At 64.9% G+C, this 14,346-nt stretch carries 13 protein-coding genes and 1 tRNA gene; 3 read left to right on the forward strand and 11 right to left on the reverse strand.

Annotation, left to right across the window (positions count from 1 at the left end; translation table 11 throughout):
• Nucleotide 1: 1 nt before the first annotated feature.
• The 9 genes from ychF to EPN31_RS07275 all read right to left on the reverse strand — a co-directional run bounded on the left by ychF (nucleotide 2) and on the right by EPN31_RS07275 (nucleotide 7,922).
• The gene (ychF, locus tag EPN31_RS07235) at nucleotides 2–1,093 is read right to left on the reverse strand and encodes a redox-regulated ATPase YchF (RefSeq protein WP_291771251.1); all 1,092 of its coding nucleotides are present in this window, start codon (nucleotides 1,091–1,093) and stop codon (nucleotides 2–4) included.
• Between the two features lie 176 nt (nucleotides 1,094–1,269).
• On the reverse strand, nucleotides 1,270–2,058 hold the full coding sequence (locus tag EPN31_RS07240) for a CPBP family glutamic-type intramembrane protease (protein ID WP_291771253.1): 789 nt from the start codon (nucleotides 2,056–2,058) through the stop codon (nucleotides 1,270–1,272).
• Nucleotides 2,059–2,103: 45 nt separating this feature from the next.
• Nucleotides 2,104–2,703: an aminoacyl-tRNA hydrolase gene (pth, locus tag EPN31_RS07245; RefSeq protein WP_291771255.1), complete on the reverse strand. Its 600-nt coding sequence runs from the start codon at nucleotides 2,701–2,703 to the stop codon at nucleotides 2,104–2,106.
• A 107-nt stretch (nucleotides 2,704–2,810) separates the two neighbouring features.
• A complete protein-coding gene (locus EPN31_RS07250) occupies nucleotides 2,811–3,446 on the reverse strand; it encodes a 50S ribosomal protein L25/general stress protein Ctc (protein ID WP_291771257.1) in 636 nt (211 codons plus the stop codon).
• 98 nt (nucleotides 3,447–3,544) lie between these two features.
• Nucleotides 3,545–4,495, reverse strand: coding sequence for a ribose-phosphate pyrophosphokinase (locus EPN31_RS07255; protein WP_291771259.1), 951 nt, complete (start codon nucleotides 4,493–4,495; stop codon nucleotides 3,545–3,547).
• A gap of 94 nt (nucleotides 4,496–4,589) precedes the next feature.
• Nucleotides 4,590–4,666, reverse strand: a tRNA-Gln gene (locus EPN31_RS07260).
• Between the two features lie 5 nt (nucleotides 4,667–4,671).
• Nucleotides 4,672–5,568: a 4-(cytidine 5'-diphospho)-2-C-methyl-D-erythritol kinase gene (gene ispE, locus EPN31_RS07265; RefSeq protein ID WP_291771262.1), complete on the reverse strand. Its 897-nt coding sequence runs from the start codon at nucleotides 5,566–5,568 to the stop codon at nucleotides 4,672–4,674.
• A gap of 3 nt (nucleotides 5,569–5,571) precedes the next feature.
• Nucleotides 5,572–6,153, reverse strand: coding sequence for an outer membrane lipoprotein LolB (locus EPN31_RS07270; protein WP_291771265.1), 582 nt, complete (start codon nucleotides 6,151–6,153; stop codon nucleotides 5,572–5,574).
• The gene (locus tag EPN31_RS07275; protein ID WP_291771268.1) at nucleotides 6,150–7,922 is read right to left on the reverse strand and encodes a tetratricopeptide repeat protein; all 1,773 of its coding nucleotides are present in this window, start codon (nucleotides 7,920–7,922) and stop codon (nucleotides 6,150–6,152) included. Before EPN31_RS07275 ends, EPN31_RS07270 begins: the two co-directional genes overlap by 4 nt.
• 87 nt (nucleotides 7,923–8,009) lie before the next feature.
• Between EPN31_RS07275 and mutM the strand changes: the two genes are divergently transcribed.
• Together mutM and EPN31_RS07285 are read left to right on the forward strand one after the other, a co-directional pair.
• The gene (gene mutM, locus EPN31_RS07280) at nucleotides 8,010–8,837 is read left to right on the forward strand and encodes a bifunctional DNA-formamidopyrimidine glycosylase/DNA-(apurinic or apyrimidinic site) lyase (protein WP_291771271.1); all 828 of its coding nucleotides are present in this window, start codon (nucleotides 8,010–8,012) and stop codon (nucleotides 8,835–8,837) included.
• Between the two features lie 102 nt (nucleotides 8,838–8,939).
• Nucleotides 8,940–10,166: a CynX/NimT family MFS transporter gene (locus tag EPN31_RS07285; protein WP_291771274.1), complete on the forward strand. Its 1,227-nt coding sequence runs from the start codon at nucleotides 8,940–8,942 to the stop codon at nucleotides 10,164–10,166.
• An 8-nt stretch (nucleotides 10,167–10,174) separates the two neighbouring features.
• Here the strand turns inward: EPN31_RS07285 and EPN31_RS07290 are convergent, their stop codons facing one another.
• Nucleotides 10,175–11,587: an FAD-binding oxidoreductase gene (locus EPN31_RS07290; RefSeq protein ID WP_291771277.1), complete on the reverse strand. Its 1,413-nt coding sequence runs from the start codon at nucleotides 11,585–11,587 to the stop codon at nucleotides 10,175–10,177.
• A gap of 83 nt (nucleotides 11,588–11,670) precedes the next feature.
• Here EPN31_RS07290 and EPN31_RS07295 point away from each other — a divergent pair, with 83 nt between their 5' ends.
• A complete protein-coding gene (locus EPN31_RS07295; protein WP_291771280.1) occupies nucleotides 11,671–13,062 on the forward strand; it encodes a phosphomannomutase/phosphoglucomutase in 1,392 nt (463 codons plus the stop codon).
• On the opposite strand, the gene EPN31_RS16690 is transcribed toward EPN31_RS07295, so the two are convergent.
• Nucleotides 13,033–14,238, reverse strand: a complete 1,206-nt coding sequence (locus EPN31_RS16690) for a glycosyltransferase family 4 protein (RefSeq protein ID WP_367188302.1) — start codon at nucleotides 14,236–14,238, stop codon at nucleotides 13,033–13,035. The genes EPN31_RS07295 and EPN31_RS16690 overlap by 30 nt on opposite strands.
• Nucleotides 14,239–14,346: the final 108 nt, after the last annotated feature.

The raw sequence follows: 14,346 nt of genomic DNA on the forward strand, positions 1-14,346 counted from the left end.
CTCACCCATTGAACAAAAAGTTCATCACATCCCCATCCTGCACGACGTAGTCCTTGCCCTCGGCGCGCATCTTGCCGGCTTCCTTGGCGCCGTGCTCACCGCCGCAGGCCACGAAGTCCTCGAAGCCGATGGTCTGGGCGCGGATGAAGCCTTTTTCGAAGTCGGTGTGGATGACGCCCGCCGCCTGCGGGGCGGTAGCGCCCACGCGTACTGTCCAGGCGCGGACTTCCTTGGGGCCGGCGGTGAAGTAGGTCTGCAGGCCCAGCAACTGGTAGCCGGCGCGGATGACGCGATCCAGGCCAGGCTCGGTCATGCCCATGTCCTCCAGGAAGACCGCCTTGTCCTCGTCATCCAGGTCGGCGATCTCAGCTTCGATGGCGGCGCAGACCGCCACCACGGGCGCATGTTCGGCGGCGGCATAGTCCTGGACCGCCTTCAGGTGCGGATTATCCGCAAAACCGTCTTCCTTGACGTTGGCCACATACAGGACCCGCTTGGCGGTGATGAAGCAATAGCCTTTGATCGTCGCCTGCTCGTCCTCGTCGAGCCCCAGGCTGCGCACGGACTTTCCGGTATCCAGGGCCGCCACGATACGCTCCATCAGAGCCGCGATCCGGATGCCTTCCTTGTCGCCCGATCCCGCGAGCTTGCGGTTTTTCTGCAGCACCTTGTCGGCCGTCACCAGATCCGCCAGAGCCAGCTCGGTGTTGATGACCTCGATGTCGGACACCGGATTCACACGGCCCGATACATGGATCACGTTGTCGTCTTCGAAGCAGCGTACGACATGCACGATGGCGTCCGTCTCGCGGATGTTGGCCAGAAACTGGTTGCCCAGGCCCTCGCCCTTCGAGGCGCCGGCTACCAGACCGGCGATGTCGACGAATTCCACGACCGCCGGCACGATGCGCTCGGGCTTCGCGATGGCGGCCAACTGCGCCAGACGCGAATCGGGAACTTCAACGACGCCGACGTTGGGTTCTATGGTGCAAAACGGATAGTTCTCCGCCGCGATGCCCGCCTTGGTCAGGGCGTTGAACAGGGTGGATTTGCCGACGTTGGGCAGGCCAACGATGCCGCATTGCAGTGCCATGAGGATTCCGAATCAGAGAAGAAAAAAGGACGGTGCCACGACGCACGGTGCAGCGGCCCAAGCCGGGTCCGGCGCGCCTGCGGCAGCCACTCGTCGGCGCTATTGTACTGTCGGCCGCATCTACGCATCCACGCATCCGGCCGGTGGATCAAAGGCACGATCCGACGCAACACCCCTCACCCGACGGCAAGCTCCGGGGCGAAATGCAGGATCAGCGCCAGCAGCAGCAACGGTCCCCCATTGAAGAACGCGTGGAGCATCATCGATGCGCCAATCCCTCGACGGATCCGGATCCAGCCCAGCACCATGCCGGTGACCCACTGCGGTAGCACGAGCAGCGGCAACAGGAACAGCGACATGCGGTCGAAGCGGAAGTTGTACAGATGGACGGCTGCGAACGTCACGGCGCTGCAGTGGAACAGCCAGGGATAGAGGCGATGCGCCAGCCTGCGCTGGGGCCAGGAAAGCGTCCACCCCCTTTGCCAGCGGTGGCCTCGCTCATACCAGACGGGGGCAGCCACCAGCAGCAGCGCCAGCACAGCCATCACCCCCGAGGTGACACGCGGCCCCTGAGCCAGAATGACAACCATGAGCGGCACGAACCAGATGATCATGGCGGGGCGCCGCAGGACGTACCGGAAGGTCAGTTCCTCGATCACCGGCGCCCAGACAAGGGCCGTCAGCCAAGGCAGGTTGAGAAGATCCAGCCGATGCTGGGCACCCGCTGCCTGCGCTGCCGACAGGGCGAGCGGCGCAAACACAAACAGATTCACCAGCCAGAGCAGCAGCGCCCAGTGAAGCAGCCGCCACCAGGGCGCGCCCACCGAGAAGTCCGCACGGAGGCTACCGCCGACCGCATGGGCCCCAAGGCGCGGGCCGGGGCGAGGGTGCCTCAGGAACCACAGGAAGTCCACGATCTCCTGGCCCATGGAGGGCAAGCCGAGCGGGCGCCGAAATCCAGGCATGTCAATCAGCGCCCTCTGTTCGTTCGACCTGATGCCAGAGAATCGTTACGCATGAGGATTTCCCTGGTGTAGGCGCTCTGTGGCGCGATCCATCTCACCGTCCAGCAACTGCGGCAGCACGACGCGGCAGCGATTGATCACGTCGTCGATGCCCGGCATGTCCTGCTTGCGCGGCGGATGCAGTACGAAATTGATGACCGGCTGGTCCAGCCCCAGGCTGCGCGGGTGGCCGGTACCAATGCGCAAGCGCCAGAACTTGGACGTACCAAGCACGGACTGGATGTCGCGCAGACCATTGTGGCCCGCATGTCCGCCACCGAGCTTGAGCTTCACCGCACCCGGCAGCAAATCGAGTTCATCGTGCAGCACCAGAATTTCCTCGGGCAGCAGCTTGTAGAACCGGGCCAGAGCCCCGACTGCCTGACCCGACTTGTTCATGAAGGTGGTCGGCTTGGCCAACACCACTCCCTGGCCCGCATGGCGTGCGCGCGCCACCCAGGCAAAGAACGGCTTCTCCAGCAGGAAGGCGGCGTGCAGGTCATCGGCAAAATGATCCGCCAGCCAGAAACCGGCATTGTGACGGGTTGCCTCGTACTCCGGGCCTGGATTTCCCAGCCCTACGATGAGACGGATAGGCGCAGTCATCTGGTCGGCAATTTCATCGGTTCATGTTTCGGACGACGTCCATCATAGGACAAAACCCCCGCCGGCTCGCGCCGTGCGGGGGTCCTGAAAGCCATGACAGCAGCGGCTTATTCGGCAGCAGGCGCTTCGGGAGCAGCCGGCGTGGCCGACGGCGTCTCGGGCGTGACGTCTTCCTTCACTTCCTTGACTTCGGCAGCCTGAGCCATGATGGGGTTGGTGTCGCCGCCGTGCGGAACGTACTTCACGCCGACCGGGAGCGTGATGTCCGACAGGTGCAGGCGGGAACTGCCCACCATGCCGCCCAAGTCGATCTCGATGAACTGCGGGAGGTTGGCCGGCAGGCAGGTGATGTCGAGTTCGGAGGGGCCGTGCGTGATGATCTGACCGGCCAGTTTGACGGCTGGGCTCTGTTCGGCATTCAGGTAGTGCACCGGCACACGGGTGTTCAGCGCCTGGGTGGCATCCACACGCTGGAAGTCCACGTGCAGGACCAGTTGCCTGTATGGGTGCCATTGCACGGCACGGACCAGGACTTGTTCACTCTTGCCGTCCAGGACCATGTCCAGGATGGAAGCGTGGAACTCTTCCTTATTCAGTGCGTGATAGATCTCGTTGTGATCAAGCTCGATATTGGCCGGCGCGGACTTGCCACCATAGACGATGGCAGGAACGCGACCGGCGCGGCGCAGGCGGCGGCTCGCACTCGAACCCTGGACGCCACGCGAAGAAGCGGTGAATTGCATGAAAAACTCCAAATGTCGGGTACCAATGACGGCCCCGGAACAACTGGCAGCAAACGCTGCCGGAAAATCCCCCGCCGCGACCAGCGGAAGACGAAAAATCAATCGGCAAACAACGAACTGACGGACTCCGCCGTGGAAATCCGCAGGATGGTCTCACCCAGCAGGGCCGCGCAGGACAACTGACGGATCTTGCCGCACTGGCGAGCCGCCTCGGACAACGGAATCGTGTTGGTGACCACGACCTCATTCAGGTCGGACTCCACGATGCGTTTGACGGCTTCGCCGGACAGCACCGGGTGCGTGCAATATGCATACACGGCGCCCGCGCCGCGCTCTTTCAGTGCCTTGGCCGCCTTGCACAGCGTGCCCGCCGTGTCCACCATGTCGTCCATGATGATGCAGGTCCGGCCATTGACGTCGCCGATGATGTTCATGACCTCGGAGACATTGGCCCGCGGCCGGCGCTTGTCGATGATGGCCAGATCGGATTCGAGCTGCTTGGCCAACGCCCGAGCGCGCACCACGCCGCCGATGTCTGGCGACACCACGACCAGGTCGTGGAAGTTGCGGCTCCAGATGTCACCCAGCAGGATGGGGCCGGCGTAGATGTTGTCCACGGGGATGTCGAAGAACCCCTGGATCTGATCGGCGTGCAGATCCATGGTCAGTACCCGGTCCACGCCCACGACCTGCAGCATATTGGCCACCACGCGCGCCGAAATGGCCACGCGCGCCGAACGCGGCCGGCGGTCCTGACGGGCATAACCGAAATACGGGATGGCTGCCGTGATGTTGCGCGCCGAAGCGCGCCGCAGCGCATCGACCATCACCATGATTTCCATCAGGTTGTCATTGGTGGGCGCGCAGGTCGGCTGCAGGACGAAGACGTCCTTGCCGCGCACGTTCTCGTTGATCTCTACCATGACTTCGCCGTCCGAGAAACGACCGACGGTCATCTTGCCCAGCGACATGTCCAGGTGATTCACGACATCGACCGCCAGACGAGGGTTGGCCGTGCCGGTGAAAATCATGAATCTGTCTTGTGCCATGGTCTCGAACCAATGTGTCAAATGACAAGGCTGTTGAACTGCTCCCCGAAGGGGCCGACTCAACAGCCTGGATGCTGCCTGCTAGGCGTAGAGGTGGCTGGGGAAGAAGGATTCGAACCTTCGCATGCCGGAATCAAAATCCGGTGCCTTAACCAGCTTGGCGATTCCCCAATATTTCAGTCCACAGTCCAGCCGCGCAGCGGATGATCGGCCAGGCCCTGACAAACCCAGGATCCGCCAATCGCGCCGTCGGGCAGGCTGGATATTTTACTGATTATTCGATCACGCTGCAGCCGCGCATCGACCAGATTTTCGAAGGATGCAAAGAGGCATGCACCCGACCCCGTCATGCGGACTTCCAGCCCCGCATCCCGCATGGCCCGCGCCACGCGCGAGACTGCCGGATAATGGCGAAAGACGACGGCTTCCAGATCGTTGCGGCCAAAGAGGCCCGACTGCCCTGTCTGCCAATCAGTAAAGACAGCGATTTTTACCGATTCCGAATTTCTTGTCAAATCGGGATCCGCGAAAATCCTGGCCGTCGGCACCTGAACCGGGGGCTGCACGATCCAGTAAGCGCGATCGGGCAGCACGACCGGCGTCAGGTCTTCTCCGATACCCTGGGCGAAGGCTGATTGGCCAAACACGAAAACCGGGACATCGGCCCCCAACGACACCGCCAGCCGGAGCAACTGCGGGCGCCGCAGCCGCGTCTCCCACAACCGATTGAGGGCAATCAGCGTCGATGCAGCGTCGCTGGAGCCGCCCCCCAGACCGCCGCCTGCCGGAATGCGCTTCTCGTAGCGGATGCGGACACCGTATCCGACGCCGGTCGCCGCCTGCAGGGCCTGCGCCGCTCGCACGACCAGGTCGTCTTCCTGAGCCAGGCCCGCCAGGCCCCCGCCCTCGCGCAGGATGCGCCCATCAGCCGTGCGCTCGAAGTGCAGCAGATCGCACAGGTCGACAAAGCGGAAAACGGACTGGAGCAGATGGTAGCCATCCTCCCGGCGCCCGACCACATGCAGGAACAGATTCAGCTTGGCCGGAGCGGGGACGTCATGAAGGGCCTGCACCCGTCAGCTCCGGTCGACCACTAGCTGCAGCCGCCACTGCCCCTGATCATCCTGCCGCAACAGGCGGACACGCTGCGGTCCAAGATCATCGTAGTCGGACAGGTGCACCTGCCAGCCGTCCTGTTCCATGGCCGTCAGGTGGCCCTGGCTATCGCGCTGGGCGTTCTGCACCGGGTGCCCTTGTACGGGCTGACCCCGGATCCAGGCGCGCAGGCCCGAGACCGGCATGGTATGTCCCCAGATGAGCGCCAGCAGCGCATCCGGGTTGGCGGCCGTCTCATGACTGCCATCGGCGCGCTCCAGCACCGACAAGCCCGGCTGCACCTGGATCCGGGCCAGCACGCTGCCCAGCGGGGTGCTGAGATCCAGCCTCAGTGTCCGGCCATCGTCCCGCCAAGAAAACCCGCCCTGGGCGGCATAGGGCGCCTGCGCCACCGGCTGCAGATTGACGGCAAAACGCCCGACACGCTCGAAGGCGGGTCCCTGCCCGCCAATGCGTGTGGGGGCCGCACAGGCCGCCAGCACCCCAGCCAGCAACAGCACCAGTCCGCCGCGCCACCACCGGCTGCAGACCAATCCGCTCATGGCAGGCGGACCCCCAGACGCTTGAGCGTAGACAGCAAGGTCTGGTTCTTGGGATCGATTTTCAGGCCCTCGGACCAGACGGTCCGGGCTTCTTCGCGGCGCTTCAGCATCCAGAGCGCTTCACCCAAGTGCGCGGCCACGTCGGCTGCCTGCAACTGGTCATAGGAGCGGCGCAGATACTCAAGCGCCCCCTGGTAGTCCTTGGTGCGAAACAGATACCAGCCCACACTGTCGAGCACATAGGGGTTGTCTGGTTCCAGGTCCAGCGCCCGCTCCAGCAAGTCGCGCGCCTCGGGCAGGCGCCGGTTCTGCTCAACCAGCGTATAGCCCAGGGAGTTATAGGCATTGGCATTGTCCGGGTTCAGTTCGATCACGCGGCGCATGAGCTTTTCGAACTCGGCCGTCTTGCCCTGCTGGTGCAGCAGCATCCCCAAGTCGTATTTGATTTCGGGCGTGTCCGGCATTTTCAGATCGGCCGCCTTCAGGATTTCGGCAGCCTGGTCCGTGCGCCCCGCATCGCGGTAGATCGAAGCCAGTGTGAGCTGAACGACGATCCGTTCACGCCGGTCGGCCGGCTTGATCGCATCCAGCGTGGCGCGCGCACGCACCAGATCCCCCATCTTCCCATCGAGCACCGCCTCGTGTGTGCGCGCCTGGAACTGCAGCGATGGTTCGTCGATCAGCCGCAGCTGGCGGATGGCTTCCTTGTAGTTGTGCTCCCGCTCGGCGATCTGCACCAGCAGCAGCCGGGCATCCGACGTGTCGGCCTGTGCATTAGTGGTGCCGTCAGCCAGCGCCTTGCGGCGCGACTGTTGCACCGTCAGGTATTCAGAGAGCAGGGTCTTGGCGGCATCGTAGCGGCCTGCCCGGGTATTGACCTCGGCCTCGGTGTAGAGCAGGTCGAAGTCCTCTGGGGTGCGCTTCAGCATCTTGTTCAGCAGCGAAAGCGCCTGGTCGTACGAACCCGTGCCGGTGAGACGGCTCACCAGCAGAAGCTGGAGCGCCCGCTCGTTGGGATGCTTGTCCAGATAGGCATAGGTGTCGCGCACGGCACGTTGAGGATCCACCCGCAGGCCGTACTCCAGCACGCGCTGAGCCGCATCCGTGGAGTCCGGGTCCAGCTGCTGCGCCTTCCGGGCCTCTTCGACCGCCCTGCGCGGATCACCAGCCGCCCAGGCCGCGTCAGCCAGCGCCAGATGCGCGAGCGGAGCATCCTGGACGTCAGCCAGCGCGCGGTCCAGCACTTCCAGCGCCAGCCGCTTGTCCGTCATCTTGCCCACGATGCCGGAGGCCTGCACGATGGCTTCGTCCCGGTCGGTCGCCGACTGGATGCGACGCGCCAGGGTCCGTGCCAGTCCCTCGGTCTGGCCGCTGGAGGCTGACAGCGCCAGCGACGCGGCGATGGCTTCCGGATCCTTGGGCGCCAGCAATGCCCATTCGCGCGCGGCGCGCAGCGCCAGATTCAGGTTGCGGCCCGACATTGCGGTCTGGAAGGAGCGCTGCGCCAGTCGCGGGTCTAGCGTGTCATGCGCCAGCGACAGCAGTTCCTGCGCCGCGTCGTCATACTGGTTGTTCTGTACCGCGAATTCGGCGACCAGGATGCGATACAGGAGATCGGGAGAGAGATTGACGACCGGGGGCTCGCCACTACGCAAATGGATCGTTTCGACCGGATCGGCTGGTACCGCCGCAGGCGGCGCAGCCCATGCCGTCTCGTGTGCAGCGGCCAGCGCCAGCACAACGGGAAACACAGAAGCGGGGAATCTCATTTGCGGTAACCATAAACCGGTACGCGATTCAGCATCGCGTCTGGTGGCAAAATTGCGTCATACGAAAGTGGATGTTATCACCCTGCCATGCCTGAACTGCCGGAAGTTGAAACAACTCGTCGTGGAATTGCCACGGTTATGCCAGGACGCGTTCTGCGGGCGCTCATCGTCCACGAACCCAGGCTGCGCTGGCCGGTCCCCGCCGCACTGCCCGACCAGGTCTGCAATCAACGCGTACTGGCCTGTGACCGGCGCGGCAAATACTTGCTGATCCGGTTCGAGCCCGGGACGATCATTCTGCACCTGGGCATGTCCGGGTCCCTGCGGCGCGTCACGTCGGATGCCCCGCTGCGCAAGCATGACCACATCGAATTCCTGTTCGATGACGCGCGCTTTTTGTTACACGATCCACGCCGCTTTGGGGCCATGCTGTGGCATCCATCGAACGCCGGGCCCCTCATGGCCCATCCATTGCTGGCTCACCTCGGCATGGAGCCATTCGACCCGGCCTTCACTCCGGAAGCGCTCCATGCCGGGATCCACTCGCACCACCAGGCCATCAAGCAGGTCCTGCTGGGCGGACACATCGTCGTAGGCGTGGGCAACATCTACGCATCCGAATCGCTGTTCCAGGCGCAAATTGACCCGCGCACCCGCGCCGACCGGCTGTCCCGCCCCCGTTGCGCACGACTGCACGCTGCCATTCGGACCACACTCACCCAGGCGCTGGAATCAGGGGGCAGCACCTTACGCGATTATGTGAACGCGCAGGGCACGCCAGGCGCCTATTTCACGCTGCATGCGGCTGTCTACGAACGCGACGGCCAGCCCTGCCCGCGGTGCGCCACACCCATCCGGCGTGTCGTGCAGGGGCAAAGGGCGACTTATTTCTGCCCACATTGCCAGACCCGCTGAAAAAACGCCCGGCGCTGCGCCACACCCAAGCGCGCCGGCGGCCAGCACCCCGTGCTTATGCCACAATAGGCACCTGACGACTCCGCCGCCTCCCGCTACAAGATGACCTCTCCGGCCACCGCGCCCTCGCCCGAGCCTAGCCATTCGCCGGATCACGCCCGCGCCGCGCTCTTCCTCGTCCTGGTGGGCATCTGCGCAGCTCTGCACATCTGGAAGCTTCCACCCGCGCTTCCCCAGTTGCAGGCAGACTTCCACCTGGGCCTGGTGGCTTCGGGCTTCCTGCTGTCGGTCGTCCAGATGGGCGGCATGCTGCTGGGCCTGCCCGTGGGCCTGCTGGCCGAACGCATCGGCTTGCGCCGCTGCATCATTCTTGGCCTGGGCATCCTGTCGATTGCATCGGCCATGGGAGCCGTCTTCGATTCCGGCCTCATGGTGCTGCTGGGCCGCGCGGTCGAGGGCGTGGGCTTCCTGATGGTCGTCATGCCCATCCCGGCGCTGATCCGCCGCCTGGTACAGCCCAATCACCTGAGCCGTATCATGGGCCTGTGGGGTTGCTACATGCCACTGGGCACGGTCCTTATCCTGCTGGCTGGGTCCTGGATTCTGAACTTCGGCCACTGGCAGATCCTGTGGCTTTTGCTGGCAGCGCTGACGGCGCTTTGCCTGGCGCTGGTCGTCCGCCTGGTTCCGGCCGACGGGATCACCGCCCCCAGGGGTGATTCCATCTCCGCAATGGCGTTGGCATCGACCACCCTGAAGTCACTGAACGCCTGGCTGGTGGCACTGACTTTCGGCATGTATTCGGGCCAGTGGATCGCCATCATCGGCTTCCTGCCCACCATCTACGCTGCCGAGGGGATCTCGGGCACGACTGCTGGCCTGCTGACGGCCATCGTCGCCGGATCCAACGCCATCGGCAACCTGTCCGCCGGCCGGTTGCTGCATCGCGGGGTCGCCGCCTGGCAATTGCTGGTGCTCGGCCTGGCCACCATGATCCTCTGTGCATGGGGCGCTTTCGGGGCGGGCCTGCCGGCCTCCGGGCAGTTCGTGGCCGTGTTCTTGTTTTCGCTCGTGGGCGGGCTGGTGCCCGCAACACTGTTCGTGCTGGCGCTGACGCTGGCGCCCACGCCGCAGACCGCATCGGCCACCATCGGCTGGATGCAGCAATGCTCGTCGCTGGGTCAGTTTGCAGGCCCGCCGCTGGTGGCCTGGGTCGTCCACGCCGCCGGCAACGACTGGCAATGGACCTGGGTGGCCACCAGCACGCTGTCCGCGCTGGGAATCCTGCTCGCGCTGGCGATCCGCACCCGTACCCGCGCGCGCGCGTGATGGCGGGCCTACTGCAGTACCTTCCCCGGGTTCATGATGCCCTGGGGATCGAGCACAGACTTGATCTTGTGCATCAGCGCCATTTCAACCGGATCCTTGTAGCGAGGCAAGGCATCCCGCTTCAGCTGCCCCACCCCATGCTCGGCGCTGATCGAACCACCGACGGCATGCACCCGATCGTGCACCAGCGTGTAGACATTATCCTGGAGGGCCAGAAGCTGGCCCTCGGCCCAGTCGGCGCCCCGCGCCACGTTGTAGTGCAGGTTGCCGTCACCCAGATGCCCGAAGATCACATGGCGGATCCCCGGAAATGCCGCCTGCAGCGCCGCATTGGTGCTCTCGACGAATTCGGCCATGCGCGAGACCGGAATCGAGACGTCGTGCTTGATGCTTTTGCCAATTTCCTTTTCGGCCAGCGGGATGCTTTCGCGCAAATGCCACAGGGCATGGCTCTGCGCCACCGATTCGGCAATCACTGCATCCTGGACGCAGCCGGCCTCGATGGCCTCACCCACCACGACCTCGAAGCGCTCGCGCGCGTGGGCCTCGGACTCGCTATCGGACAGCTCCAGCAGCGTGAACCAGGGTAATTGGGCCGATGGGCCTTCGAAGGGGAAACGCTGCTGGGGGAAACACCGCACCACGTCGCGCAGGCAGTCTCCGGCCATGAGTTCAAACCCGGTGAGCGATGCCCCCAGACCGGCCCGCGCCCGACCCAGCATTTGAATGGCCGCCTCAATCGATTCCAGCGCCAGCAGCGCCGTGCAGCGCGCGACCGGCAAGGGAAAGAGCTTCAGCGTGGCCGCCGTGATCACCCCCAGCGTGCCCTCGCTGCCAATGAACAGGTCACGCAGGTCGTAGCCCGTGTTGTCCTTTCGCAGGCCCCGCAATCCGTGCCAGACATCGCCTTGGGCAGTCACGACCTCCAGGCCCAGGGCAAGCTCGCGCATGTTGCCGTAACGCAGCACCTGGGTGCCGCCAGCGTTGGTAGCCAGATTACCGCCAATCGTGCAGCTGCCTTCGGCCGCCAGGCTGAGCGGAAACAGGCGGCCCGCCTCGCGTGCGGCCTGTTGCACCGATTGCAGGATGCAACCCGCCTCGACTTCCATAGTGTCGTTGTCGGTGTCGATGCCCCGTATACGGTTGAGTCGCTGCAGGGACAGGATGACGGCAGCACCTGAATCATCCGGCGTGGCACCCCCGCACAACCCCGTGTTGCCCCCCTGGGGGATCAGCGGAATGCCGTGATCCGCGCAAAACCGCACGACCTCGGACACCTGGCCCACGTCGGCCGGTCGCACGACGGCCAGGGCCTGGCCGCGATACCGTTCGCGCCAGTCCACGACGAAGGGCTGCGCATCGGCGTCTGTGAGGACGTGCGATGGTCCCAGCATTGCGCGTAAAGCTTCCAGAGTATCCATGGTCACTGCCTTCTGCATCCGGTCAACGAGTCGTGATCCCTGATTGTAATCGGCGATAATGAGGTCTCACTCTGGAGCCTGCATTGACCGATTCAACTATCCTTCCTGCCGCCGTCTTCAAGGCCTATGACATCCGCGGAACCGTCCCCACGCAGTTGAACGAATCCTTCGCACGCCGCCTGGGCCTGGCGCTGGCCGCACAGGCGCGTCGGGAAGGCGTCCGCAGCATGGTCGTGGGGCACGATGGCCGGCTGAGCAGCCCGGCGCTGTCCGACGCCCTACAGGCCGGCCTACAGGCGGGCGGCATCGACACAGTGGACCTGGGCCTGGTCCACACGCCGCTGGTGTATTTCGCGACCCACCTGGACGGCAGCGGATCAGGGGTGGCGATCACGGGCAGCCACAACCCGCCGAACTACAACGGCTTCAAGCTCATGATCGCAGGCCGCACACTGCACGGCGAGGACATCCAGACTCTACGCACTGCCATGGCCGACATTCAGGCACCGCAAGGCGTCGCCGCAGGCCAGGGCAGCCACCAGGACCTGATCGATACCTATGTCCGCCACATCACCGACCATATCCGCCTGGCCCGCCCGATGAAGATCGCAATCGATTGCGGCAACGGCGTGGGGGCTGTGGTCGCCGGCCGGCTGTTCCGCGCACTGGGCTGCACGGTGGACGAACTCTATGCCACGGTGGACGGTACTTTTCCGAATCACCACCCCGACCCCGCCGATCCGGCCAACCTGCAGGATCTGATCACCCACCTGCGGCACACGGACTGCGAGCTGGGCCTGGCCTTCGACGGAGATGCCGACCGGCTGGGTGTGGTCACCCGCAGCGGCCAGATCATCTGGCCGGATCGCCAGCTCATCCTGTTCGCGCGCGACGTCCTGCAGCGCGTCCCGGGCGCGCCCATCATTTTCGACGTGAAGTGCAGCCGTCACCTGGCCCAGGCGATCCGCGACGCGGGCGGCGTGCCCACCATGTCGCAGACGGGACACTCGCTCATCAAGGCCAGGCTGGCCGAAACAGGGGCGCCGCTGGCCGGCGAAATGAGCGGCCACATCTTCTTCAACGAACGCTGGTACGGTTTCGACGACGGCCTGTATGCCGGGGCGCGCCTGCTGGAAATCCTATCCCGCAGCACCGACCCGAGCGCATTGCTGGAAAGCCTGCCGCAGGGGCTGTCCACCCCCGAACTGAAGCTCCCCATGGCGGAAGGCGAACCTCACCGCTTCATTGCCCGCCTGCAGACACAAGGAAAATTCCCACGCGCAACCGAGCGCATCACCATTGACGGAATCCGCGCGGAATACGCGGACGGGTTCGGATTGGCGCGCGCCTCGAACACAACCCCGGTTGTCGTGTTGCGCTTCGAGGGCGACACCCCGGACGCACTGAAGCGGATCGAAGACGAATTCCGCGGCGCAATCGGAGCGCTATTGCCCGGTCGGGCGCTGCCGTTCTGAGCCGATCAGTTCCGCATACAGATCCAGATGTGCCTGAACGACCCCGGCCAGCCCGAAATCCCGTTCGGCCAGTGCTCGCCCGGCGGCGCCCATGCGCTCGCGCAACGATGCATCGTCCGCAAGCCGCAGGACGGCATCGGCCAAGGCACGAGCATCGCGCGGAGGGACCAGCAAGCCGCTCACGCCCGGTTCCACCGCGTCCCGGCACCCCGGCACATCGGTGGTCACGACGGGGCGGCCGCAGGCGGCCGCCTCGATCAGGGACTTGGGCAGGCCCTCGCGATAGGACGGCAGCACCACGATATGCGATTGCGCATACAGCGCCGCGACATCCGTGCACTCACCTACATATTCCAGCAACCCGGCTGACTCCCAGCCCCGCACCAGCGCGAGATCGACAGAAGCGGGATTGCCCGGATCAGGGCTTCCGGCCAGGCGCCAACGCAGCGTTGCACCACGATCGCGGGCCATACGCGCCGCCGCTGCAAATTCCTCAACACCCTTGTCCCGCAACAGACGCGAAGCCATGCAGATGGAGACCGGCTCTTCGGGCCAGGGCTGTGGCGCGAACCGATCCAGGTCGACCCCCGAGCCGCGCAGCATCACGACCTGATCGGGACGTACGGCGCCAGCAGCCACCAGCACGTCCCGGTCCGCAGCATTCTGGAAGATGACGCGGCTGTCGCGCCCGGTCAGGGCGAAGCGATACAGCATGAGCGCCACACGCCGCAACAGGCCCCGGGCGCCCGTTGTCTGCATGAACACATAGCCCAGGCCGGAGATCGCCGCAACGAATGCGGGCACCCCGGCCAACCGGCAAGCGATCCCCCCATACAGGACAGGTTTGATAGTGACGGCATGCACCAGTGCCGGACGAAGCACACGCAGCAGCCGCCAGATGGCCCACAGGCTCTTCGTCTCGGTCCAGGGATTCGTACCGCTGCGCGATAGTGGCACGATGTGGTGGGTCAACCCATGGGCGCGGATTTCCGCGACCGAAGGGCCGTCCATGGTCGCCACATGCACGTCATAGCCGGCCTCGCGCGCAGCCAGCGCCAGCGGCAGCCGATGCGACAGGAAAAAGGCGGGATTATTGACCACGAACAGCAACCGCGAAGCGGAAGCGCCGGACGGCCCGGATCCGGCGGTTTCGGCCGACGCTGCCCGGCCCCGCATCGGCTGTGGGGCTCCCAGCCGGCGCCGGGTCGGATAGTCCGCTGCCAGGCGCCGCCAGACAACCTCGTAGCGATCCACCATGGACTGCAGGCTGTAGCGCCGTGCCAC

Origin of the sequence: Castellaniella sp. (assembly GCF_004321985.1) — a bacterium.
Taxonomy (GTDB): domain Bacteria; phylum Pseudomonadota; class Gammaproteobacteria; order Burkholderiales; family Burkholderiaceae_B; genus Castellaniella.